19 protein-coding genes and 2 tRNA genes are annotated in these 23,297 nt (G+C 40.5%); 5 read left to right on the forward strand and 16 right to left on the reverse strand.

What is annotated here, in order from left to right; genetic code table 11:
* Position 1: 1 nt before the first annotated feature.
* The 3 genes from recO to F887_RS11680 are packed head-to-tail and all read left to right on the forward strand — an operon-like array spanning position 2 to position 2,154.
* Complete coding sequence (recO, locus tag F887_RS11690) at positions 2 to 709, forward strand: DNA repair protein RecO (protein ID WP_005292896.1); 708 nt, start codon at positions 2 to 4, stop codon at positions 707 to 709.
* A 55-nt stretch (positions 710 to 764) separates the two neighbouring features.
* Positions 765 to 1,493: a pyridoxine 5'-phosphate synthase gene (pdxJ, locus tag F887_RS11685; RefSeq protein ID WP_005292899.1), complete on the forward strand. Its 729-nt coding sequence runs from the start codon at positions 765 to 767 to the stop codon at positions 1,491 to 1,493.
* 4 nt (positions 1,494 to 1,497) lie between these two features.
* A complete protein-coding gene (locus F887_RS11680) occupies positions 1,498 to 2,154 on the forward strand; it encodes a MiaE family protein (RefSeq protein WP_005292902.1) in 657 nt (218 codons plus the stop codon).
* Between the two features lie 113 nt (positions 2,155 to 2,267).
* On the opposite strand, the gene F887_RS11675 is transcribed toward F887_RS11680, so the two are convergent.
* From F887_RS11675 to gloB, 10 genes are all read right to left on the reverse strand, one after another.
* Positions 2,268 to 2,343: transfer RNA gene (locus F887_RS11675), tRNA-Asn, on the reverse strand.
* A gap of 9 nt (positions 2,344 to 2,352) precedes the next feature.
* Positions 2,353 to 2,428 (reverse strand) — tRNA-Asn (locus tag F887_RS11670).
* A gap of 146 nt (positions 2,429 to 2,574) precedes the next feature.
* The gene (locus F887_RS11665) at positions 2,575 to 3,798 is read right to left on the reverse strand and encodes a multifunctional CCA addition/repair protein (RefSeq protein WP_005292905.1); all 1,224 of its coding nucleotides are present in this window, start codon (positions 3,796 to 3,798) and stop codon (positions 2,575 to 2,577) included.
* Between the two features lie 96 nt (positions 3,799 to 3,894).
* The gene (locus tag F887_RS11660; RefSeq protein WP_005292908.1) at positions 3,895 to 6,165 is read right to left on the reverse strand and encodes an NADP-dependent malic enzyme; all 2,271 of its coding nucleotides are present in this window, start codon (positions 6,163 to 6,165) and stop codon (positions 3,895 to 3,897) included.
* A 191-nt stretch (positions 6,166 to 6,356) separates the two neighbouring features.
* A complete protein-coding gene (locus F887_RS11655) occupies positions 6,357 to 9,233 on the reverse strand; it encodes a bifunctional diguanylate cyclase/phosphodiesterase (RefSeq protein WP_005292909.1) in 2,877 nt (958 codons plus the stop codon).
* A gap of 116 nt (positions 9,234 to 9,349) precedes the next feature.
* Positions 9,350 to 10,069: a 16S rRNA (uracil(1498)-N(3))-methyltransferase gene (locus F887_RS11650; RefSeq protein WP_005292911.1), complete on the reverse strand. Its 720-nt coding sequence runs from the start codon at positions 10,067 to 10,069 to the stop codon at positions 9,350 to 9,352.
* A 22-nt stretch (positions 10,070 to 10,091) separates the two neighbouring features.
* Positions 10,092 to 10,928 carry a methylenetetrahydrofolate reductase [NAD(P)H] gene (metF, locus tag F887_RS11645; RefSeq protein WP_005292913.1) on the reverse strand — a complete coding sequence of 279 codons (837 nt, stop codon included), beginning with the start codon at positions 10,926 to 10,928 and terminating at the stop codon, positions 10,092 to 10,094.
* A 73-nt stretch (positions 10,929 to 11,001) separates the two neighbouring features.
* On the reverse strand, positions 11,002 to 12,384 hold the full coding sequence (gene ahcY / locus F887_RS11640) for an adenosylhomocysteinase (protein ID WP_005292915.1): 1,383 nt from the start codon (positions 12,382 to 12,384) through the stop codon (positions 11,002 to 11,004).
* 561 nt (positions 12,385 to 12,945) lie between these two features.
* Positions 12,946 to 13,152 carry a hypothetical protein gene (locus F887_RS11635; protein WP_004654498.1) on the reverse strand — a complete coding sequence of 69 codons (207 nt, stop codon included), beginning with the start codon at positions 13,150 to 13,152 and terminating at the stop codon, positions 12,946 to 12,948.
* Between the two features lie 298 nt (positions 13,153 to 13,450).
* A complete protein-coding gene (gloB, locus tag F887_RS11630; RefSeq protein WP_005292918.1) occupies positions 13,451 to 14,182 on the reverse strand; it encodes a hydroxyacylglutathione hydrolase in 732 nt (243 codons plus the stop codon).
* Between the two features lie 367 nt (positions 14,183 to 14,549).
* Here gloB and F887_RS11625 point away from each other — a divergent pair, with 367 nt between their 5' ends.
* Both F887_RS11625 and F887_RS11620 read left to right on the forward strand, forming a co-directional pair.
* The gene (locus F887_RS11625; protein WP_005292920.1) at positions 14,550 to 15,536 is read left to right on the forward strand and encodes a hypothetical protein; all 987 of its coding nucleotides are present in this window, start codon (positions 14,550 to 14,552) and stop codon (positions 15,534 to 15,536) included.
* Positions 15,530 to 16,399 (forward strand): arginase family protein, encoded by an 870-nt coding sequence (locus F887_RS11620; protein ID WP_005292922.1) that lies wholly within the window; start codon positions 15,530 to 15,532, stop codon positions 16,397 to 16,399. The genes F887_RS11625 and F887_RS11620 overlap by 7 nt, the downstream gene beginning before the upstream one ends.
* Before the next feature lie 53 nt (positions 16,400 to 16,452).
* On the opposite strand, the gene F887_RS11615 is transcribed toward F887_RS11620, so the two are convergent.
* From F887_RS11615 to fis, 6 genes are all read right to left on the reverse strand, one after another.
* Entirely contained in the window at positions 16,453 to 17,148 is a 696-nt protein-coding gene (locus tag F887_RS11615) for a methionine ABC transporter permease (RefSeq protein ID WP_004654491.1), read from the reverse strand.
* A complete protein-coding gene (locus tag F887_RS11610) occupies positions 17,145 to 18,173 on the reverse strand; it encodes a methionine ABC transporter ATP-binding protein (RefSeq protein ID WP_005151899.1) in 1,029 nt (342 codons plus the stop codon). Before F887_RS11610 ends, F887_RS11615 begins: the two co-directional genes overlap by 4 nt.
* Before the next feature lie 71 nt (positions 18,174 to 18,244).
* Positions 18,245 to 19,120 (reverse strand): MetQ/NlpA family ABC transporter substrate-binding protein, encoded by an 876-nt coding sequence (locus F887_RS11605; RefSeq protein WP_005292925.1) that lies wholly within the window; start codon positions 19,118 to 19,120, stop codon positions 18,245 to 18,247.
* A gap of 608 nt (positions 19,121 to 19,728) precedes the next feature.
* The gene (purD, locus tag F887_RS11600) at positions 19,729 to 21,015 is read right to left on the reverse strand and encodes a phosphoribosylamine--glycine ligase (RefSeq protein ID WP_005292927.1); all 1,287 of its coding nucleotides are present in this window, start codon (positions 21,013 to 21,015) and stop codon (positions 19,729 to 19,731) included.
* Positions 21,016 to 21,199: 184 nt separating this feature from the next.
* Complete coding sequence (gene purH, locus F887_RS11595) at positions 21,200 to 22,774, reverse strand: bifunctional phosphoribosylaminoimidazolecarboxamide formyltransferase/IMP cyclohydrolase (RefSeq protein ID WP_005292929.1); 1,575 nt, start codon at positions 22,772 to 22,774, stop codon at positions 21,200 to 21,202.
* Between the two features lie 82 nt (positions 22,775 to 22,856).
* On the reverse strand, positions 22,857 to 23,126 hold the full coding sequence (gene fis, locus F887_RS11590) for a DNA-binding transcriptional regulator Fis (RefSeq protein WP_001086304.1): 270 nt from the start codon (positions 23,124 to 23,126) through the stop codon (positions 22,857 to 22,859).
* Positions 23,127 to 23,297: the final 171 nt, after the last annotated feature.

The raw sequence follows: 23,297 nt of genomic DNA on the forward strand, positions 1-23,297 counted from the left end.
TATGATGCGCAATGAAGTCCTACATGGTTATTTGATTCATCATCGTAAATATCGTGAAAAAAGTCATATTGTGCATTTATTTACACAAGAATATGGTCGAGTGGATGGGATTCTAAGACAGACCCCACCGCCGCAATATCAGCCTATTCGTCTGCAAGCCACAGGCAAATCTGAACTAAAAAACTTCACAAAACTGGAAATTCTGAATCAACCTGTATTTTTTCATGGTGATGCATTTTTTGCTGGTTTTTATTTAAATGAAATTCTATTGCGACTATGTCCTTTAGAAGAGATGATGCCGCAAACATTTGAACAATATCAGTTGATTTTAGTGCTGTTACAGCAATTGGCGACACACGAACAAGCTGCTGTATTTCTCCGGCAGATTTTACGTCAATTTGAGCATGTACTCTTGCCAGAACTTGGTTATGCCATTGATTTTTCAATAGATGCGAGCCAACAAGACATTCAGGTCAATCAGCATTATCAATTTCAGCTCAATGATGGCTTTTTGCCAGTTTCACAAGCCTCGCGTTCAACACTTGATGGCGCGTTGATTGCGTCAATGCAAAGTTATGAAGATGGACGGGATTTTTCTCACGAACAGTTGCAATTATTGGGTAAACTATACCGTCAAATGATTAGCTCCTTGTTGGGTGATCGACCGCTGAAAAGCCGTCAACTTTGGATCCAAAGTACACAAACTTGATATTCCTGATGTATTGAAAATAATTATTCAGGGCTAAACCGATAGGATATTTTTTATGGCTGCAATCTTAGGTGTAAACATTGATCATGTTGCGACATTAAGACAAGTACGTGGTACAACTTACCCTGATCCAGTTCAGGCTGCTTTGGTGTGTGAACAGGCAGGTGCTGAGGGGATTACGTTACATTTGCGTGAAGATCGCCGCCATATACAAGATGATGATGTACGTCGTATGCGTCCATTATTAAAAACACGTATGAATCTGGAATTGGCGGTAACCGATGAAATGGTTGCGTTTGCCAAAGAGATTCAACCTCAGCATGTCTGCTTTGTACCTGAACGTCGTCAAGAAGTGACCACGGAAGGTGGATTGGATGTGGTTGGGCATTTTGAAAAAGTAAAGGCAGCAACACAAGCATTGACTGCAATTGGCAGTGATGTGTCTTTGTTTATCGATGCAGATTTGGCGCAAATTGATGCAGCAGTTGCCTGTGGTGCACCGACCATTGAGATTCACACGGGTGCATATGCAGATGCCGAGACTACAGAGCAGCAGCAAGCTGAATTAGCACGTATTATTCAAGGTGCAGAGTACGCGGCAGCCAAAGGTTTGGTGGTGAATGCAGGGCATGGCTTGAATCTGGAGAACGTTGCTGCAATTGCTGCGATCCCTCAAATTCATGAACTCAACATTGGTCATTCGATTATTGCCGATAGCGTATTTGTTGGTCTGACTCAAGCGGTAACAGATATGAAAGCAGCAATTCAGGCTGCTGCGAGATAAGTTGATGAGTAGTGTAAATTATGACGAGTTAATGCAGCCTGTCATTGGGTTTTTAGGTTGTACAACTCCTCAGGCGTGGTTGGATGAAGCTGTTAATAATCTTGATGTATTAATGCAAGATCATGCTAACTGCGAGAAAAAAGCGGCAAGTACAGCCATGAATTTGATGTTCCGCTACAGCTTTTTTACAGACCTGCAAGTGAAATTGGCACAATTGGTGCGTGAAGAAATGCTGCATTATGAGCAGGTTTTGGAATTCATGAATAAACGTGGCCAAGAGTGGAAGGGTTTGAGTGCCGGGCGCTATGCAGGTGGATTACGTAAAGAAATCCGTACCTATGAGCCTGAGGCTTTAATTGATGTGATGATTATTGGTGCATTTGTCGAAGCACGCTCGTGTGAGCGTTTCTATGCGCTGGCACCGATTGTTGATGATGAACTGGGGCGTTACTACCGCTACCTGCTTAAATCAGAATCGCGTCATTTTGAGGACTATTTAGCACTGGCTTTGGATGTTGCAAAAACTGCAAAACTCAAAGATCCAGAAGAGACGATCCAGAAACGTATTGAGCATATTCGTGAAGTGGAAAAGAATCTGATTTTAAGCCCAGATGATACGTTCCGTTTTCATAGTGGTGTGCCAGCACAGGTCGCTGCCTAAGTTGAATTAAAAGAAAAAAGCTTCTGTTGATCAGGAGCTTTTTTTTATGGGGGCATTCTCATTATTGAGTAATAAAAAAAGCCCCGATCAATGATCAGGGCTTTTTAGAATCTTGGCTCTCCCACCTGGGCTCGAACCAGGGACCTGCGGATTAACAGTCCGTCGCTCTACCGACTGAGCTATGGGAGAATAGTAGATTGGCTCTCCAACCTGGGCTCGAACCAGGGACCTGCGGATTAACAGTCCGTCGCTCTACCGACTGAGCTATTGGAGAATCTGATGCGCATTTTAGGCATGAAAAGCAGATGCGTCAACAACAATAGTAAATAAAATTAACCGTTTGCTTGATTAATAATCTTTTTGCTCTATAAACAAGAAAAATTGCAAAAAATTAACTTTATTCACTTAAAAATTAATCAGTTATTGTGCATTTTCTTTAAATTTGGCTAAGGCATCAATTCGATATTGAATCAGCATTTCACCAATTTCTGGGCCAGTGACATGTTCAGGTAAATCTTGTGCACGTATATTTCTGACAATTTGCATCGCATCTAACATATATTGTGCTTGGGGATAGGGACGTTGCTCTAAACCTAAACGCCCTTTGGCATCACATTCACAGGCCTGAACAAAAGCTTCCACTTTTTCAGGTCGACGCAATACATCTAAACGTTGTAATAGACGCCATAAAGTACCTGGTTTCAGGTTCTTGACTTGGTGACATTTCAAATGCTCTTTACACACAATTAAGGCTAGGCTTTTTAAATGTGTAGGTACTTTTAAACGGTCACAGAGATCTGTCACCGGCTTTATACCACGTTCTTCATGCATAATATGTCGTGGCAATTCATCCACAGGGGTAAGTGCCTTACCAAGATCATGAACAAGCACTGCAAAGCGCACATCAAGCGCATATTCTGCTAAACAGGCTTGTTTGAGTGCCATGAGGGTATGAATACCACAATCAATCTCAGGGTGATACTCAGGGCGTTGTGGTACACCAAATAACGCGTCAATCTCTGGAAATAAGATTTTTAAGGCATCACACTCTTTGAGTGTTTGGAAGTAGACATCTGCATGGTCTTCGAGCAAAGCACGTGAGGTTTCTTTCCACACACGTTCAGGTGTTAATGCATCAAGCTCACCAGATTTGGCAATCTGCTGCATTAATTGCAGAGTTTCATCTGCAATTTTAAAGCCGTAGCTTGCGTAACGGGCAGCAAAGCGTGCTACACGAAGGACACGTAGTGGATCTTCGGTAAATGCATCTGAAACGTGGCGTAGAATTTTTTGATCTAAATCGTGCTGTCCCCCATAGGGATCATACAGTTTACCTGCATCATCCATCGCCATTGCATTAATGGTTAAATCACGACGAATCAGATCTTCTTCTAATTTAACGGTGGTGTCAGTAAAAAATTGAAAGCCGTGATAACCCACACCAGATTTACGTTCTGTGCGAGCAAGGGCGTATTCTTCTTTTGTTTTTGGATGTAAAAATACAGGAAAATCTTTGCCAACGGGTTGATAACCTTCAGCCAATAATTGCTCGGGCGTTGCTCCAACCACCACATAATCTTTTTCGTGATAGGGATGGCCGAGCAAATGATCTCGAACAGCACCGCCTACTAAATAAACTTGCATGAAAAAACCTCTATTCTTCACACAATCATGCTACAGAATAGAGGTTTTCTCAAGCGTTAAGCGAAGCTTTTCAAGAAAAGCGAGGCTTAAGTCGAATTAGTTTTGACTTTGCTGAATTTCGGCAACCGTTAATGCTGTCATATTCACCAAACGACGAGTCGTTGCTGTAGGTGTAAGAATATGAACAGGTTTTGCAGCACCTAGTAAAATAGGACCAATGGTCACATTATTACCAGAAGTCGCTTTTAACAAGTTAAATGAAATGTTCGCTGAATCTAGGTTAGGCATAATCAATAAGTTTGCTGAACCTTTGAAACGTGAGTTAGGAAATGCGAAGTGACGAATATTTTCATCTAATGCCGCATCACCATGCATTTCACCTTCCACTTCTAACTCAGGTGCTTGTTCTGAAAGTAAACGATAGACTTCGCGCATTTTTTGTGCGCTTGCGTCAGTCTGGTCGCTACCAAAGCTTGAGTGAGAAAGCAGGGCAACACGTGGTGTAATACCGAAACGACGAACTTCTTCAGCCGCTAAAATGGTCATTTCAGCAAGTTGAGCCGCTGTTGGGTTGGTATTTACATACGTATCAGCAATAAATAAATTGCGATCTTCAAGCATCAATGCATTCAGCGTGAAGAAGGTACTGCGGCCTTCTTTTAAGCCAATCACGTTTTTCACGAAATCTAAATGAATGTCATAGCTTGAGTAAGTACCACACAACATACCATCAGCTTTGCCAAATTTAACCAACATTGCTGCGATGAGTGTAGAGCGACGACGTGCTTCACGTTGCGCATATTCAACTGTCACGCCTTTACGTTGCATGATCTGGTGATATTCTTTCCAGAAATCATCATACGACGGATTTTTTTCCTGATCGACGATTTCAATGTTTACACCATGTTGTAAACGTAAGCCTAGCTTTTTGATATTGTCTTCAATCACGGCAGTACGACCAATCAGAATTGGTTTCGCTAAGCCTTCATCAACCACAATCTGAACAGCACGTAATACGCGTTGGTCTTCACCTTCAGCATATGCAATGCGTTTTGGATCAGTCTTCGCTTGAGAGAAAATCGGTTTCATCAAGAATGCTGAGTTATAAACAAACTCAGAAAGACGTTGACGGTACGCAGAGAAGTCTTCGATTGGACGTGTTGCGACACCAGAATCCATTGCAGCTTTTGCTACGGCAGGCGCGATTTCTAGAATCAAACGTTGATCAAGTGGACGAGGGATAAGGTAATCACGACCAAATGAAGCAGATTTTTCACCATAGGTTGCAGCATCAGCTTCAACATGTGCCATGCGTGCGATTGCGTGTACGCATGCAATCTTCATTTCTTCATTAATGGTGGTTGCACCAACATCCAATGCACCACGGAAGATGTAAGGGAAGCAAAGCGCATTGTTTACTTGGTTTGGATAATCAGAACGTCCAGTTGCCATAATGACATCTGGGCGAACTTCATGTGCATGTTCAGGTAAAATCTCAGGATCTGGGTTTGCAAGTGCAAAAATAATTGGATTTTCAGCCATTTCTTTAACCATTTCTTTGGTTAAGATGCCTGCTGCTGAAAGACCCAAGAACATATCAGCGCCTGCCATAACTTCATGTAATTGGCTGACTTGAATGTCTTGAACATAACGTTTTTTCGAATCATCCAATCCTTCACGAGATGTTGTGAGAAGACCACGAGAGTCTGCAACGAAGATATTGGCTTTGTTTACGCCTAAAGCACAAAGTAAATCTAAGCACGAAAGTGCTGCTGCACCTGCGCCTGATGCAACAATTTTGATTTCATCAATCTTCTTGTTCACCAGTTGCAAAGCATTGAGCAATGCTGAACCGACAATAATACTAGTACCATGTTGGTCATCATGGAATACTGGAATTTTCATACGTTCGCGAAGTTTCTTCTCGATGTAGAAACATTCTGGTGCCTTGATATCTTCAAGGTTGATACCACCGAAAGTTGGCTCTAGAGATGCAACGATATCAACGATCTTATCTGGATCATTTTCAGCAATTTCGATATCGAATACATCTACGCCAGCGAATTTTTTGAATAGAACGCCTTTACCTTCCATTACCGGCTTAGAAGCAAGCGGACCAATATTTCCTAAACCAAGCACGGCTGTACCATTACTCACAACCGCGACCAGATTACCGCGAGCTGTATATTTCGCAGCAGCAGAAGGGTCACGTTCGATTTCCAAACATGGAGCAGCAACACCTGGGGAATATGCAAGCGCTAAATCTCGTTGGTTAACGAGCTGCTTGCTAGGTGTCACACTGATTTTGCCTGGTGTTGGAAATTCATGGTAATACAAAGCGGCTTGTTTTAAAGATTGATCGTCCATCTGAGTCTCGTTTGTTCCGATAATAATCAGACATATAGAAGTCTAATTACTATATTAAGATAAGTGCACAAGAATATAGCACTAGTTCATGCTTTCGCACAGTCAAAAAAGCTTATTTTCACTCAACTTCGAGCTTATTGACAATCGATGTGGCGTGTAAAATAAACGGCCAAAAAGCTCAAAATTAGCTATTAAATGGAATATTTTACAGTTGACTGTTGCATCTGTTTTTGCAGATATTCCGTTGCATGGGCAGAAGTAAGTGGTTGTGAAAATAAGTAACCCTGTAATATGTCGCAATTTTGTCGTTTCAAATATTCGTATTGCTGTTCAGTCTCAACGCCTTCTGCTACAACTTTTAGGCCAATGGTTTTGCCCATGGCAATCATGGCATTAACTATCGCATCTTGTTTAGCATTGCCAATTTTTGAAATAAAAGCGCGATCAATTTTTAAAATGTCAATTGGATATTCGGTTAAGTAGGCGAGTGAGGAATAGCCTGTCCCAAAGTCATCTAGCGCGATTGAAATCTGACGTTCTTTAATGGCATGTAATACTGTTTTGACACTTTCAGTATTTTCAATAAAGGCCGATTCGGTAATTTCCAGTTCCAGATTTTTCCCTGAAATGGCATAGGTATTTAACACCGCATCGATATCATGCAGTAGTTGACCACGTAAAATTTGTTGCGCCACAATATTGACCGCAATGTTGATATTGTTAAAACCAAGCTTTTGCCAGGTTTGTAATTGTTTAGCGGCTTCATGCAAAACGAACTGACCAATATCAGAAATCAAGCTGGTACTTTCCGCCAAAGGAATGAAAATGCTTGGCATGATCAAACCCTTGGTTGGATGTTTCCAGCGAATCAGGGCTTCAAAACCATTAATGTGACTATTGTGCGCATTGATTTTTGGTTGATAGTAAACAACCAGTTCATTGTTTTGTATGGCTTTTCTGAGGTCGAGTTCTAAATCTGTATATTTCGCAACAAAATTGGCTCTTTCATTTGAATAGTAGCGAATGGTATTGCCGCCCAAACGCTTTGCTTCAGTCAGTGCTTGTTCTGCATGGGTATTTAAATTATCGACTTGGCGACCATGTTCAGGATAGATGGCAACACCAATTGAAATACTGACGAAGTACTCTTGATCAGCCAGATAAAACGGTTTGCTGAAGGCTTCAACAATGTTATTGCAGAGTTGATGAATTGGCGGGTGCAGCGGCGACATTTCGTAAATAATTGCAAAGTCATCTGCGCTTAAGTGCGCGACCAACAGAGCATCAATATTACTAATGCGCAAACGCTGTGCAACCTGTTTCAGCAGTTCATTACCTGCTTGGTTACTGATAATTTCATTCAATGCACGGAAACGATCGATATTTAAACGGATCACTGCTAAATGCTGAATCGAAGCTTCATTCACCAAATACTGATGTAATTGTTGCTGATAATAAAAACGGTTGGGCAGATCAGTAAGCGTATCGTAATTGGTCAGATAAGATAAACGTTGTTCCTGATGTTTGCGTTCGGTCTGGTCTGAGACAATGCCAATATAATTGATGACGCGATCTTGCTCATTTTTCACAGCATTGATATGGATCCATAAAAAACATGATTTTTCAGAATTATAAGTTTCTTGAAATTCACCTTCATACTCATGCTCTTCACGCAGGGTATCAAGAATAGACAAATGGAAATTATGGTGATGCTGTTTATTTTGTTTGGTAATTTCAAATAACTGTTTATTGACGATCGCTTGTTTATCAATGCCAGTAAGTTGCTCGTATTTCGGATTCACTTCAATGTAGTTAAAGTTTTCATCTAAAATAAAAATGCCTTCAGAGGCTTGTTCGAATACACTGGCAGCGAGTTTTAAGCGCTCCTGATCTTTCTTTTCCTGATTGATATCACGATGAATACCCACCATTCTTAAAGGCGTATCATCTTTAGGGTCTCTTAAAATCACCTGGCCAACATCGTGAATCCATGTCCATTCGCCATTTTGACGCTTGATCCTGAATGTTTCTTCATAACGTTTAGTTTGGCCACAGAGGTGATTGTATAAGGTATTTTTTACACGTTCGATATCTTCTGGGTGAATGATTTTATGCAATAGGGTGTAGTGATTTTCAGAATTACGGGTGACTGCGTTGCTGTGCGCATTGGTCACACCAACGGTATGATTTTCAAGATTCCAATCCCAAGGGCGAATTCCCGCAGTTTCATGAGCAAAGGTTAAATTCTGACGATGTTCTTCTAAACTTTCGTTCATCTGTGTTAGATCAAATGTACGTTCACGAACTTTCTGTTCCAATAAGTGATTATTAAACTGGAGTTGTGCTTCAATATCTTTGGATTTATTGACTTCACGTTGTAATTGTTGGCACAGCTCTTCTGTCCATTGATTGTGCTGTTCAGCGACATCAATCAATTGCTTATTCTTCTCTAGTACCAAGGCCAGACGTTTGTGAATTTTGAAGGTGGCTTGAGCACATAGGACTGTTGCAAAAAATGATGAATAGTAAGCAAGATAGAACAGGGTATGATCATGATCTCGATGCAATAACTGAGATGCGATGAGCGGTGTAATACTTGGGATAAAAAATAAAAAGAAATAGCGGATATGCTGAGTTAAGAAGGTCAGCGCAATGATATGAGATGCGGTGAGTAACAATGCAGTCAAGGTTAAAACATGCGATCCAACCAGATGTGGGACGTCTACCATTAAATAATGATTAATTACAATGGTATTGACCCCGATCAATAAGCCAGTAAAGAAACAAATCAACTGAAAAATAATATTGGTTTGCTTGGTGAAGCGAACGGATGAATAACGTTTGAGTAAAAAATGGCAAATGCAGGAAAAACTAAACAAAATGACGAGAGTGATACTCATCCATTTTGTGAAGATATTCGATTCAAAAGAATAAAAAATACCGAATAGGGCATAATCTAACAGACAAATGCAAAATACGCTTAATACGAATAGGCGCACATGATTTGGATAATCGATTTGATCCGTGTAGATAAACTGTGGCAAATTTTTTTCCTGAACCCCTAACATACAAAGAATAATCCTTTTCATTTTTTATCTATATTTACAGTCTTTGTTTTTTTGTAAACAGAGCAGAGTTTTATTTTAAATTAACGCTAAACATAACAGAAAGCAATGCCACTGCTTTAGTTCGATGCGAAGTGATAATTTAAAATGGATAACGCAACAACGGGTGCAGTTTCCGTTCTGAGCACACGGTCACCAATACACCAGTTTTGGAATTGGTGTTGATTGGCAGTGTTAATTTCTGCTTCACTTAAGCCACCTTCAGGACCAATGAGCAAGGCTAAATCAGGGGAACTATTCAGCAATACATTGTTTTGGTCTTTATTTGGCGCGAGTACCAAACGAGATGCAGGTAGCTCGGAATTCAGCCATTCTGTTAAGGAAATTGGAGCGAGTACTTGAGGAACGCGATTCATACCACATTGTTCGCAGGCCGCAATTGCAACGGATTGCCAGTGGTCTAGTTTTTTCTGGTCACGATCATATTTTAAACGCATTTCACAACGTTCACTGGTTAACAGTTGAATGGTCGTAACACCCAATTCTGTGGCTTTTTGAATCGCATAATCCATGCGATCACCTTTACTCATCACTTGACCTAAAACAACGGTGAAAGGTGCGGTACGATCAGCTGCTTCAAATTGATCAACAGAAACAAAAGCATTTTTCTTATTGATTTGCGTGAGTGTTACGACGTATTCACCACCTTTTCCATTGAAAAAGATGGCTTGTTCTTGTTCTTTTGCACGTAGCACGCGTACCCAGTGATGAAATACCGCCTCGGTTAATTCAACAGTATTGCCAGTATTTAATTCGGTTTCGATATAAAAACGATTCATGCTTGGGTCGTGCTCGTACAGATTAGTTTAAACCAAGATCAACAACGAGTTGTCGAGTCGGTTCAGTTTGGTTCATTGAATAAAAATGTAGTGTCGGTGCACCACCTGCAATCAGGCGTTCGCAAAGATTTACAATCACTTCGTGACCGAATGCTTTGATACTTGCACTGTCATCACCATAAGCAGCCAGTTGTTTGCGGATCCAACGTGGAACTTCTGCACCTGTGCCGTCTGCAAAGCGGATTAAATTACTTGCATTGGTAATCGGCATGATGCCTGGTGCAACTGGAATATCCACACCAGCTTTGGCAATACGTTCGATGAAATAGAAATAAGCATCTGGATTGAAGAAAAATTGGGTAATCCCTGCATTCGCGCCTGCATTCACTTTTTCAACAAAACGCTGAATGTCACCATCAAATGTATCGGCTTGAGGGTGCATTTCAGGATACGCAGCTACTTCAATATGGAAGTGATCACCTGAATGTTGACGGATAAAGCGCACGAGGTCTTGCGCGTAGGGTAATTCACCTAGACCAACCTGACCTGACGGTAAGTCACCACGTAATGCGACAATGCGATCAATCCCTTGAGATTTGTATAAATCTAAAAGTTCAGCAATACGTGTTTTGTTATCCCCAATACAAGACAAGTGAGGTGCAACAGGCGTGCCTTTGCCATTGAAATCATGGATGGCAGCTAAAGTACGTTCACGCGTCGAACCACCCGCACCATAAGTAATCGAGAAAAACTCTGGATTTAACAGTTGTAATTCTTGGTGAACAGTTTTTAATTTTTCCGCACCTGCATCAGTTTTTGGCGGGAAAAACTCAAAAGAAATAGGAACACGTTTTGTCATTTCAAATCCTTTTTAAAATCGCTTGGAATTTTTAGAAAAAAGGGCAGTCCGTAAAACGTCTGCCCTAGTTTTCTTAGTATTTATAAGCGTCAGATTTGAACGGACCTTCAACAGGAACGCCTAAGTAATCTGCTTGTACTTGCGTTAACTGGGTTAACACACCACCAAAACCAAGTACCATTGCAGCAGCAACTTCTTCATCTAATTTCTTAGGAAGTACTTCTACACGAATAGCAGCTTGTTTTTGATCAGCAGGTAAGTCGGCAAATTTTTCTGCGAATAAATGCATTTGACCTAAAACTTGGTTGGCGAAAGAACCATCCATGACACGTGAAGGGTGGCCAGTTGCATTACCAAGATTCACTAAACGACCTTCAGAAAGAAGGATCAGGTAGTTATTTTCGTCTTCTGAACGATACACTTGGTGTACTTGTGGTTTTACTTCAACCCACTTGTAATCACGTAAGTATGCAGTGTCGATCTCTGTATCGAAGTGACCAATGTTACAAACTACAGCACCTGCTTTTAAGCTATCTAACATTGCAGAATCACATACGTGGTAGTTACCCGTCGTTGTGACAACAAGATCAGTATTGCCTAATAAGTCTTGGTTGATGTCTTCTTTCTTACCAGTTTGCACGCCATTTTTGTACGGAGATACAACTTCGTAGCCGTCCATACATGCTTGCATTGCACAAATTGGGTCGACTTCAGTCACACGAACGATCATGCCTTCTTGACGTAAAGATTGTGCAGAACCTTTACCAACGTCACCATAACCAATCACAAGCGCACGACGACCAGAAAGCAACATGTCAGTTGCACGTTTGATCGCATCGTTTAATGAATGGCGGCAACCGTATTTGTTGTCGTTTTTCGATTTAGTGATCGAGTCATTCACGTTGATCGCAGGAACTTTAAGCGAACCGTCTTTCCACATTTCTAATAGGCGTTGAACGCCTGTTGTGGTTTCTTCGGTAATGCCGTGAATACGTTCTAAAAGCGCAGGGTATTTGTCATGAACAAGTGCAGTTAAGTCACCGCCATCGTCCAAGATCATGTTGGCATCCCAAGGCTGACCGTTGACATTGATCTGCTGTTCTAAACACCATACATACTCTTCTTCAGTTTCGCCTTTCCAAGCAAAAACTGGAACACCGCTTGCAGCAATTGCAGCAGCAGCATGGTCTTGAGTTGAGAAAATATTACATGAGGTCCAACGCACTTCTGCGCCGAGTTCAACTAATGTTTCGATTAAAACAGCAGTTTGGATTGTCATGTGGATACAACCCAAGATTTTTGCACCAGCAAGTGGTTTTGCAGCCGCATAACGCTTACGTAAACCGATCAAAGCTGGCATTTCTGCTTCAGCGAGTTTGATCTCTTTACGACCGTAGTCAGCAAGGGAAATATCAGCAACTTTATAATCTGTAAATGAAGCATTCACCGCGTTCATCAGGATCTCCTAGAAAAAATAGTATGGATCGTTCTGTTCGCGGATGCCGTTGTCTTGCGAAGCGTTGCTTCTCACATCGAGCCTGGCAAATTGATCTTTAGTGCCGATCAATCGTCGCAGCATCCCTCGATTGGGCATAATGATACTTGGAAATCAGTTTTGTTCCAATAGGGGCTGTTGACATTTCACAGATACTTGCGACAGAGGATATTTTTTAGGCGGTACAAGGAGGGTTTTGCGAAACTTAGTTACTCTAAGTAAGCAAAACATAACGTAGTAACGGCAAAAAATAGCCCTGTCCCAGAGGGTTATAGCTAAAACTTCCCTAAATTACGTTATGAAATTTGGCAAACGGCTGCGATTGCCTGCTTTTCATGCCTTGTTGATGTGGCTTTAGCGAATAACGCAATGTATGGCTGAAATGTCACCAGACCCTAATATTTTGTTTGAAATGGTTAGAAAATGAAGGATTAAATGGAACATAGGTTTTAATTATTTTTATGTATATCAATCAAGGATTCCAAATCCCTTTGGAATCCTCATATTTAGAAAAAGTTGTCATTAGGCTTTTAAATGATCTTCGAATTCTTCACCCAACTGCATTGCTAAAGCATTACCAGAGAGATCACAAGTAACCAAACCATATTCTTTTTTAAAGCTAAATGTAAAACCACGGTTATCTGTCAGATTTTTAACTGAATATCCCAATTTTTCTAACCAAATACGGAAAGCCAATACGTTTTTTGCTTTAACAACTCTGTTTTTCATGACAGATCTCCTTGTGAACATGTATTTATTAATAAGGGTCAGTTAAAATTTTTTAAAGGGGCATTGCATAGATTTATTTTTCCACATGTAAGTAATGTAAATTTAGCGTAATTTTTATAGATAGAATTTTATCTGTGCTTTTGTTATTCAATTGAATTTATTATATAAAATATTTTGTCTTTGCTTGGGGGGAAGCAAATTTTTTTTTAAATTTTCTTGGGCCAAATGTAAAAAATGATTTCATTTTCCACTTTATTGAGCAAGCAGAAAATGAATCAATGGAGACGCTGGGGTTTAATTAAAATTGATCTTTCAAACTGCGAATGCGCGCAAAGTCTTCAGCACTTTCAGTACGCAGAAAAGGATTGGTTTCAAGCTCTAATTCAATTGTACTCGGGAGGGTAATTTGATCTGCTTCTCTGAGTGCTCTGACGTGTTGCATACGCTCTTGTAAAGCAACATTATGAGGTTCAACAGTCAAGGCAAATTCTGCATTGCCAAGTGTGTATTCATGGGTACAGTACACCTTGGTTTGAATAGGCAGGGCAGCCAGCCGATTCAATGAATGATACATTTGCTCCGCTGTCCCTTCGAACAGACGACCGCAACCCATTGCGAATAAGGTGTCACCGCTAAACAGCGTTTCAATTTTTTCAATGAAATAGGTAATATGACCAAGGGTATGGCCTGGCGTTGCAATAATTTCAACTTTGAGATCATTAAAATGAAAATGATCGTCATTTTGCAAAGGGTTTGAGATCAGTGAAATTTTACTGAGTTCATCACGAGGTCCATAGACCATAATATTCTGATCTGCGAGTAGTCCTTCAACACCACCTGTGTGATCACGATGCCAATGGGTCAGCCAGATCTGTCTGAGTTGTAGGTCATGTTGTTCGCAAAAATCTGTGACCAAACCTGCTTCTGTTGGGTCAATGGCAACAACTTCGTGTGTAGCTGTATCTTCCAATAACCAAATATAGTTTTTTAAGGCATTTTTTACGTCAATTGCATGAATCTTATAATGCATAGCCGAATCCTAAAGCTTTGTTTCGTGTGGTTATTGCGATTTGGGTGCTCATAATGAGTGCCTGTTTCTAGTGTAAGTGGAAATCTACTTCAGTGCAAAACTCCTGCTAATTTTTAATGCTGAATAATGACTTTTTCGGGCATATTCTGACAGCCACTTTCCATGAATATCTTTATCGTTGACAAGTGTCATTTTTTCGATAAAGATGAGATAAAAGTTTTATAAGTTAATGGTTTATATTCATCTTTAGTTCTATAAAAATATTGAATCAAAGCAAATAATTTAAATGATTAGGCTGAACAAGATAACTACAGTTCATTTTTTAAAGACAAAGTTGTTATAAATCACAACAACAAGAGAGGGAGCTATGTCTGATATACCCGATCATGAAGTGGTCGTTATCTTTAAAAAGTATTTATATCCACTCTCTGCCAAACTTACAGAAATGCTGAATGAGCATTTTAGTCATCAAACTGAACGACGGGGCTGTGGCTATACCCAAGCAACACGTGTGATTGCGGAATTCGTTTCGCAGCCAAGGGATGCCATTGGCTTACAAGATTTACGCATTTTTGAAGAGTATGACAGCAAGGGCTTAAAGAATATTCTGAGTCAAAGTGCTTCCTATGGATTACAACTTGAGTCGTGGCGTAACTTAGATATCAATCCAGCAGTTCAACAATGTCTGCAACGTCTAGATCCACAAGAAAGCTTCGCACAAAATCTGCAACAGGAAGTCGATTTTCAAGCCAAGTTAAGAACGATTCATCAATATGCAGAGCTTGAAGAGAGCCAATTAATTTGTCAGCTACTGAGCGATATTATCCTGCCACAGGATGCCGAGCAGATTGGCATGATTGAGTGTCAGGCTTTGGCAGAAAAGCCCAAAGTGGGTTCTTGTCCGATGGCGGAAAAGTTTTTCTTGCGCATTGCACACCACCGTTTATTACGGCAGGGTGAAATCAATATTTTTGTGAATGCGCATGATCAACCGATCATGATGGAAAAATTGAATATGGGGGATAACCATTCCTGTATTAGCTTGGTACCCCTGATGATGAATGGTGTTCGTTTACCAGCGGGAAGTTTATTTTCTACCAATTATGAAATCGAACAGCTGGAAAAACATAAAAATAAGCAATACAAAGGCTATGTAATCCCGATTATCGAAATGAATGGTTTCTGGTTTTTACGCTTAACAACTTTGGCTGTATCGCCAAAAAATCGTGCTCGGGCATTTGGGTATCATTTTAAACAACAGGTGGATAATGGATTATTTCGACCAGATACAACTGAATTAAGTCAGCTGGTGGACATTGCGCATGATCAAATTTACGTAGGACATCCATGCTAAAAGCTTGTTATTCTCCACGCTATTTTGCACAAACGCATACCAATAGTATGGAAAAACTCACAGCCGTTGCAGATGTGTTGCGTGCTCATCAAATGGTTGAGTTGGTTGATCCAGGGCTGATTGATATTGAAATATTAAAGAAATTACATCATCCACAATATGTGGATGCTTTTATATCAGGGCAATCTGCATTTGCAACCATCCAAGGGTTTAAGCCATGGAATGAACAACTGAGAGATGCGATTTTATCGGTTCAGGCAGGGCAATTATTGGGGGCTGAAATTGCCCTAAACGAAGGGGTGGCTGCAAATATTGCACAAGGATTTCATCATGCCAGTTATGAATCGGGTGCGGCCTATTGTACTTTTAATGGTCTAGCACTGGTTGCCAAGCAATATCCAGAAAAACGTATTTTCGTTTTAGACTGTGACCAACATGGCGGTGATGGCACTGCTATTTTTACTAATCGAATGACCAATCTGATTAATTTTGGAATTTTTGGAATTCGCTTTGGCTGTAAAGCCAGTGAACGCAGTCTGACCCGTTATATCCATCCCAAACAAGGTAATTTTGATTTATACCGTGAAGCAATCTTTGAGGCGTTTCAATATGCTTCGCGTTGGGAGGCTGATTTAATCATTTATCAGGCAGGCATGGACTGTCATCAACATGATAAATATGGCTCTAAATGGTTTACTACTGAGTTGCTATTTGAACGTGATCGTATTGCCTTTGAAATGGCCAAGAAAATGAAAATTCCGATGCTGTTCGTTTTGGCAGGGGGGTATCAGGCACTGGATGATTTGGTCCCGTTGCATGTCAATACCTTTAAAGCAGCGAATGAAATCTACTTTCCCAAGTAAAACAAGACATAAAAAAACGCCCCAAGTTGAGCGTTTTTTTATGAAGTAATGGATTAGCGCAATTTTGCTAGCCAGTCACCCAGCATTTGCACCATCTGAACCAACAGCAATAACACGATCACGGTTAAAATCACTACGCTGGTATCAAAACGCTGGTAGCCATATGAGATCGCCAAGTCACCAATACCGCCAGCACCGACAGCACCGGCCATCGCTGTCGCTCCGATGAGGGAGATTGTACCTGTGGTTAAGTTTAAAATCAGAGAGCTACGCGCTTCTGGAATAATAAACTTAAAGATAATTTGCCAAGGTGAAGCACCCATTGCCTGAGCAGATTCAACAATCCCTTCATTCACTTCAAGTAATGAGGTCTCAATTAAACGACCAAGATATGGACCAACGTAAATGGTTAACGGCACAATTGCAGCCCATGTTCCAATCGAAGTTCCAACTAGCATTTTTGTCAGTGGAATAACAGCGATCAATAGAATAATAAAGGGAAGTGAACGCAGTGCATTGACAATCGGGTTGAGGAAATAATAAATCGCGCGATTTTGTAAAATACCACCTGTACGGGTAACCACTAAGGTAATGCCTTGGATGAGTCCCCAAATACAGCCAAACAGCAGCGAGAAGAATACCATTTGGAAGGTTTCTTGTAGTGCGGTAACAAATTGGTCGATAGACAGTGAGCTATGCCAAAACGGAGCTGTGACTTGTGTCAGCCATTGTACGATTAAATCTCTCATTGGCTGACCACTCCAGACTGTTCAACTTTCACCCCTTGAAGTTCAAGGAATTTCACCGTTTCCTGAATCGTTAGCGGATCACCTAAAAGTTGAATAAACATTTGCCCGATTACTGTGCCATTAATCTCGGTCATATTGGCAAACAAAATATTTAAACTCACATCAAACTGCTTAATCGCTGCTTGAATCACGGTTTCTTGTGCCGAAGTACCCAAGAATTGCAAGCTGTAGATACTATTGTGATGCTTATGTTCGAGATTATTCAAAATGTTGACTGGTAATTGTTGTTGCAATACGGTTTGAATAAAGGTCTTTGTGGTTGGATGCTGTGGTTGACTGAAAATATCCAGTGTTGGACCAGTTTCAATGACATGACCAGCTTCCATCACAGCAACATAATCACACACCGATTCAATCACATCCATTTCATGGGTGACCATGACAATGGTGATGTTTTGTTCTTGGTTAATCTTTTTTAACAGTGCCAAAACGGATTTGGTGGTTTGTGGGTCGAGTGCCGAAGTTGCCTCATCACACAGTAAAATTTTAGGATGATTTGCCAGTGCACGTGCGATGCCAACACGTTGTTTTTGACCACCTGACAGCTCATCAGGGTAGGCATCTTTTTTATGTTTGAGATCAATAAAATCAAGTAATTCGGCGAGGCGCTTTTCTCGCTCTGCTTTGCTATGACCAAGTAATTTTAGTGGCATTTCAATATTCTCAGACACGGTTTTGGTCTGAAGTAAATTGAAGTGCTGAAAGATCATACCGATATTTGCACGTTCTTGACGAAGTGTACGTGCATCCATTGCAGTAAAGTCTTTTTGGTTGATAATCACTTGTCCCTGAGATGGGCGTTCAAGTAAATTCACCAAACGGATGAGCGTACTTTTACCTGCACCACTATAGCCAATAATGCCAAAGATACTGCCTTCTGGGATCTCTAAGTTGATCTGATCCAGTGCGTTAATCGTTTGACCTTTCAACTGATAGTGTTTCGAAATGTTTTTAAATTGGATCATGTTCGTCAATACTATGCAAAAAAGAAAAAACAGGCAAAATCACTTTGCCTGTTTTATTTGGGGGTATTATATTACGAATTCGCTTCTGTGAGGTAGCTTGTTGGTTTATTTACGTCAACTTTCGTACCAGCAAAGTGTTCTTCAACATATTTCTTTACTGCTTCTGTATGATAAAGCGCGCCAACTTTTTGCAGCACAGCATCATCTTTACGTGATTCAGCAGTTGCCAATACATTGACATTTAACTTGGTGCTTTGATCAACAGGCTCATAGTAGATGGCATCTTTAAGAACGTTCAAACCGCCTTCCATTGCAAGCGTATTACCCAATAAAATTGCATCAACTTCGTCTTTAACACGTACAGCTGTTGCCATTTGGATTGGTTTGATCACGATTTTTTTGCTGTTTTCGATAATGTCAGCAGGAGTGCCTTTTACAGGATCGAAGTCAGCTTTTAATTTAATCAAGCCAGCACTTTGTAAAAGTAATAAAGCACGTGACTCATTCGCACCATCATTTGGAATCGCAATCGTAGCGCCTTCAGCAAACTCTTCAACTTTCTTTACTTTGCTTGAGTAAATACCCATTGGCTCTAAGTAAGTTGTTGAAACAGGAGCAATCTTGTCTTTATTTGCAGCATTGAATGCGACAAGGTAAGCGTAAGATTGGAACGCATTCAAATCAACTTCTTTATTCGCTGCGGCAGTGTTCATTGCAACGTAGTCAGTGAAGTTTTTAATTTCGAGTTTAAGACCAGCTGCTTTGGTTTCTGGCAATGTTGCGATATAACGCCAAATATCAGCATCTGAACCTGTAGAAGCGATTACAACGGTTTGTAATGCAGCAGCATCACCTTTTTGTTCGGTAGATGCGGTATCAGGTTGTTTACTGCAGGCTGCAAGTAATAACACCGATACACTTAAAAAAAGACTAATCAGCTTTTTCATGTATAAATCCTAATCGGAAAAATGTCGAGAAAATCATTATTTCTCTAGCATTCATGATTGCAATAGGTTTGTATGTTGTAAATTGACATCGCACTCAAAACAATCCCTGGATTATTGTTAAAGTTTGAACAAGTGTGATATCTACAACATCCGAAAAGTAGATGAATATTCATGTTCCAATTCAGTATATACAGATAGGAACCAACTATTCATTTCATTTTCAAATCAAATTTGGATTTAGCTGCAATTTGTTTTGTTAGGTGCAATATTCCAGTCATTTAAAAATAATGAAAAAGAATATGTAGTTAACATAAAAACAACATCTAAAATTTCGGCAATCATAGCAACAATTTAGGGGAGGTTATAGTGGAACCGCCTGTACTTAGGAGACCAATCGTCTGATGAGTAAAAGAAAATCATCGACTAAGTAAATATAAATAAATGATAGTTTTATAGTTTTTTAAAAAAATATAGAGAGATGAATCAATTGAATAATAAATATATATTTTTCTGAATTTTATATTTAAATAATGAATATAGAATTCATGTTTATGCAGTTTAGGGAATAAAAAAGCCTTCCGAAGAAGGCTCTTTTTTGCTTAAAAAACTTATTCAGCTTTTTCACGTGCAATCGCGCGGTAGCCGATATCACTGCGGTATTGCATACCCGTAAAGGTGACTTGACCACATACTTCTAGTGCATTGATTTGTGCTTCAAGAACGGTATCACCCAGTGCAGTTACACACAGTACACGACCGCCTGCTGTAATCACATGACCATCAGCACTCATTGCAGTGCCTGCATGGAAAATCTTGGTGTCTTCTGGAGATTGGCCAAGACCTGAAATCACATCGCCGTTACGTACGGTTTCTGGATAACCTTCAGCTGCGAGTACGATACCAATTGATTTACGTTCATCCCATTCGGCTTCACTTGGTAAGTTGCCTGCAATACCTGCTTCAACTAAATCGACTAAAGATGATTTTAAACGCATCATAATCGGTTGAGTTTCTGGATCACCAAAACGACAGTTGAATTCGATCACACGGGGTTGACCTTGTTCATCAATCATCAAACCTGCGTATAAGAAACCTGTATAAACATGGCCGTCTGCTGTCATACCATCAACAGTTGGGCGCATCACTTCGTTCATCACACGTTCAAAGACTTCTGTGGTCACTACAGGAGCAGGAGAGTAAGCTCCCATACCACCAGTGTTCGGACCTTCATCACCTTCGAAAATACGTTTATGGTCTTGTGACGTGGCCATTGGCAAGATGTTATTGCCATCGATCATGCAAATGAAGCTTGCTTCTTCACCATCAAGGAACTGTTCGATCACGACACGTGAACCAGCATCACCAAATTTGTTGCCTGCAAGCATGTCATCAATGGCAGCAAAAGCTTCTTCATTGGTCATGGCTACAATGACGCCTTTACCCGCAGCCAAGCCATCAGCCTTGATTACGATTGGTGCGCCATTTTTTTCAACGTAGGCTTTAGCCGCTTCAACTTCAGTAAATACGTCATAAAAAGCCGTTGGAATGTTGTGACGCTTTAAGAAGTGTTTAGCAAATGCTTTAGAACCTTCAAGCTGTGCAGCGTATTGAGTCGGGCCCCAGATTTTTAAACCTGCTTCACGTGCTGCATCTACCACACCATTCACTAATGGTGCTTCTGGACCAACAATGACCAAAGCAACATCATTCTCTTTTGCGAATTTGATGATGGCTGGATTGTCTAAAATATTCAGATCAATATTTTTACATTTGTCTTCTGTTGCTGTACCTGCATTACCTGGTGCAACGAAAATCTGAGTGACTTTTGCATCTTGTGCGATTTTCCATGCAAGTGCATGTTCACGGCCACCGCTACCCAAAACTAAAATATTCATTATAAAGTTATTTCCCTTTTTCAGTATCTAAGAATATACCTGTTCAGAATAAAAAAGTCCCCTCAGAATCTCCCTAAACCCCTCTTTGAAAAAGAGGGCAACATGCTTTTTAGTTTGGATAAAAGTAAGGCCCCCTTTTTTATAAAGGGGGATTTAGGGTGATTGGGCTAGAGACTTATATTATTTAGTGACGGAAGTGACGCATGCCTGTGAAGACCATAGCAATGCCAGCTTCATCAGCTGCTGCAATGGTTTCTTCATCACGCATTGAACCGCCAGGTTGGATAATGCATTTAATGCCAGCTTTTGCAGCATTATCAATACCATCACGGAATGGGAAGAATGCATCAGATGCCATGACCGCACCTTCAACCACTAAACCTGCATGTTCTGCTTTGATTGCAGCAATACGTGCAGAGTTGACGCGGCTCATTTGACCAGCACCAATACCAACGGTTTGACGATCTTTAGCATAAACAATCGCATTTGACTTGACGTATTTCGCAACTTTCCAAGCAAAGATCAAATCATCAATCTCTTGTTCTGTCGGTGCACGCTTCGTCACAACTTTTAAGTCGTCTTTAGTGATCATGCCTAAGTCTTGGTCTTGAACCAATAAGCCGCCATTGACGCGTTTGTAGTCAAGCTGTGGTGCGCGTGCATCAATTGCAGGAAGTTCACCGCAAACCATGACACGAACATTTTTCTTCGCGCCTGTGATTTCAAGTACGCCATCTGCAAGACTTGGAGCAATAATCACTTCAACGAATTGACGATCAACAATCGCTTGAGCAGTTGCGACATCTAATTCACGGTTGAATGCAATGATGCCACCAAATGCAGATTCAGGATCGGTTGCATAAGCAAGATCATAGGCAGCTTGAATACCATCTAGAGAAACAGCAACACCACATGGGTTGGCATGTTTAACGATCACACAAGCTGGCTTCACAAAAGATTTCACACATTCAAGTGCGGCATCTGTATCTGCAATATTGTTATAAGAAAGTTCTTTACCTTGTAATTGCTTCGCAGTAGAAACTGATGCTTCCTGAGCAGTCGCTTCAACATAGAAAGCCGCCTTTTGATGCGGGTTCTCACCATAACGTAAATCTTGTGCTTTATTCAGTTGGGTATTGAAGGTACGAGGGAATAGGTCCGCTTCGCCTTCAGTTTTACCAACGCGCGCACCTAAATAAGATGCAATCATGCCATCGTATTGTGCTGTGTGCTCAAATGCTTTTACTGCTAAGTCGAAACGAGTTTCGTAAGACAGCGCACCATTTGCTTTTAATTCAGCAACCACTGTGTCGTAGTCAGCTGCATTTACGATAATACCCACTGATGCATGGTTCTTTGCTGCGGCACGAACCATTGTTGGGCCACCGATATCGATATTCTCGATTGCATCTGCCAGTGAACAGTTTGGTTTTGCTACTGTTGCTGCAAATGGATACAGGTTAACAATCACCAGATCAATCGGATCGATGTTGTGTTCTTGCATCACTGCTTCGTCCAGACCACGACGCGCTAAGATGCCTCCATGAATTTTTGGATGTAGTGTTTTTACACGACCATCCATCATTTCAGGAAAACCTGTATGTTCAGAAACCTCTACTACGGCGATATTGTTGTCTTTAAGCAACTTATATGTACCGCCCGTAGATAAAATTTCTACCCCTAGCGTTGCAAGATTTTGAGCAAATTCAACGATTCCAGTTTTATCGGAAACAGAGATTAAAGCACGTTTGATAGTCATGATTTTAGTCAACAGTTTGAAGTCTACAGATTGAAAATAAAAGGCAAAAAAAATGCCCACGAGAACGTGAGCATTTTATCAATTATTCACTCATTAAACCGTGAGCTTTTAACTTTTTGCGTAAAGTTCCGCGGTTAAGGCCTAAAATCTCAGCAGCACGTGTTTGGTTACCGCGAGTATATTCTAAGACCACAGATAAAAGAGGTTTCTCCATTTCTGCTAAAACCATGTCATAAACTTGAGATGGTTGCTCACCTTGCAATTGTGCAAAATAATGACGAACTGCGCGATCTACATGGATGCGAAGAGCGACATCAGATTGAGCCGTAAAAATAGGAGATTTGCTATTCATGCGTTTTAATCCGAAAATTCAAAATATCTACTTGGGTAAAGTGATATAAATGTGGTCTAAATTACTGAGTCCTGTTTTAGATCCTAAAACAGTGACTCTAAAACAATGGGACTATTAGCTTGCCACAAATCCTCGAATTGTGTAAAAAATAAGCGTAACAATAGTTAAATA

Origin of the sequence: Acinetobacter sp. NIPH 2100 (genome assembly GCF_000369805.1) — a bacterium.
Lineage (GTDB): Bacteria > Pseudomonadota > Gammaproteobacteria > Pseudomonadales > Moraxellaceae > Acinetobacter.

Bases quoted from the DNA above. Each gene is read 5' to 3' on its own strand.
- F887_RS11680 (WP_005292902.1), top strand. From the start codon at position 1,498: ATGAGTAGTGTAAATTATGACGAGTTAATGCAGCCTGTCATTGGGTTT.
- gloB (WP_005292918.1), bottom strand. From the start codon at position 14,182: ATGCATTATAAGATTCATGCAATTGACGTAAAAAATGCCTTAAAAAAC.
- fis (WP_001086304.1), bottom strand. From the start codon at position 23,126: ATGAATAGCAAATCTCCTATTTTTACGGCTCAATCTGATGTCGCTCTT.
- recO (WP_005292896.1), top strand. From the start codon at position 2: ATGATGCGCAATGAAGTCCTACATGGTTATTTGATTCATCATCGTAAA.
- F887_RS11635 (WP_004654498.1), bottom strand. From the start codon at position 13,152: ATGAAAAACAGAGTTGTTAAAGCAAAAAACGTATTGGCTTTCCGTATT.
- F887_RS11650 (WP_005292911.1), bottom strand. From the start codon at position 10,069: ATGAATCGTTTTTATATCGAAACCGAATTAAATACTGGCAATACTGTT.
- F887_RS11615 (WP_004654491.1), bottom strand. From the start codon at position 17,148: ATGAGAGATTTAATCGTACAATGGCTGACACAAGTCACAGCTCCGTTT.
- F887_RS11665 (WP_005292905.1), bottom strand. From the start codon at position 3,798: ATGCAAGTTTATTTAGTAGGCGGTGCTGTTCGAGATCATTTGCTCGGC.
- purH (WP_005292929.1), bottom strand. From the start codon at position 22,774: ATGACTATCAAACGTGCTTTAATCTCTGTTTCCGATAAAACTGGAATC.
- F887_RS11625 (WP_005292920.1), top strand. From the start codon at position 14,550: ATGTCTGATATACCCGATCATGAAGTGGTCGTTATCTTTAAAAAGTAT.
- F887_RS11660 (WP_005292908.1), bottom strand. From the start codon at position 6,165: ATGGACGATCAATCTTTAAAACAAGCCGCTTTGTATTACCATGAATTT.
- F887_RS11620 (WP_005292922.1), top strand. From the start codon at position 15,530: ATGCTAAAAGCTTGTTATTCTCCACGCTATTTTGCACAAACGCATACC.
- F887_RS11610 (WP_005151899.1), bottom strand. From the start codon at position 18,173: ATGATCCAATTTAAAAACATTTCGAAACACTATCAGTTGAAAGGTCAA.
- ahcY (WP_005292915.1), bottom strand. From the start codon at position 12,384: ATGAACGCGGTGAATGCTTCATTTACAGATTATAAAGTTGCTGATATT.
- pdxJ (WP_005292899.1), top strand. From the start codon at position 765: ATGGCTGCAATCTTAGGTGTAAACATTGATCATGTTGCGACATTAAGA.
- F887_RS11605 (WP_005292925.1), bottom strand. From the start codon at position 19,120: ATGAAAAAGCTGATTAGTCTTTTTTTAAGTGTATCGGTGTTATTACTT.
- purD (WP_005292927.1), bottom strand. From the start codon at position 21,015: ATGAATATTTTAGTTTTGGGTAGCGGTGGCCGTGAACATGCACTTGCA.
- metF (WP_005292913.1), bottom strand. From the start codon at position 10,928: ATGACAAAACGTGTTCCTATTTCTTTTGAGTTTTTCCCGCCAAAAACT.
- F887_RS11655 (WP_005292909.1), bottom strand. From the start codon at position 9,233: ATGTTAGGGGTTCAGGAAAAAAATTTGCCACAGTTTATCTACACGGAT.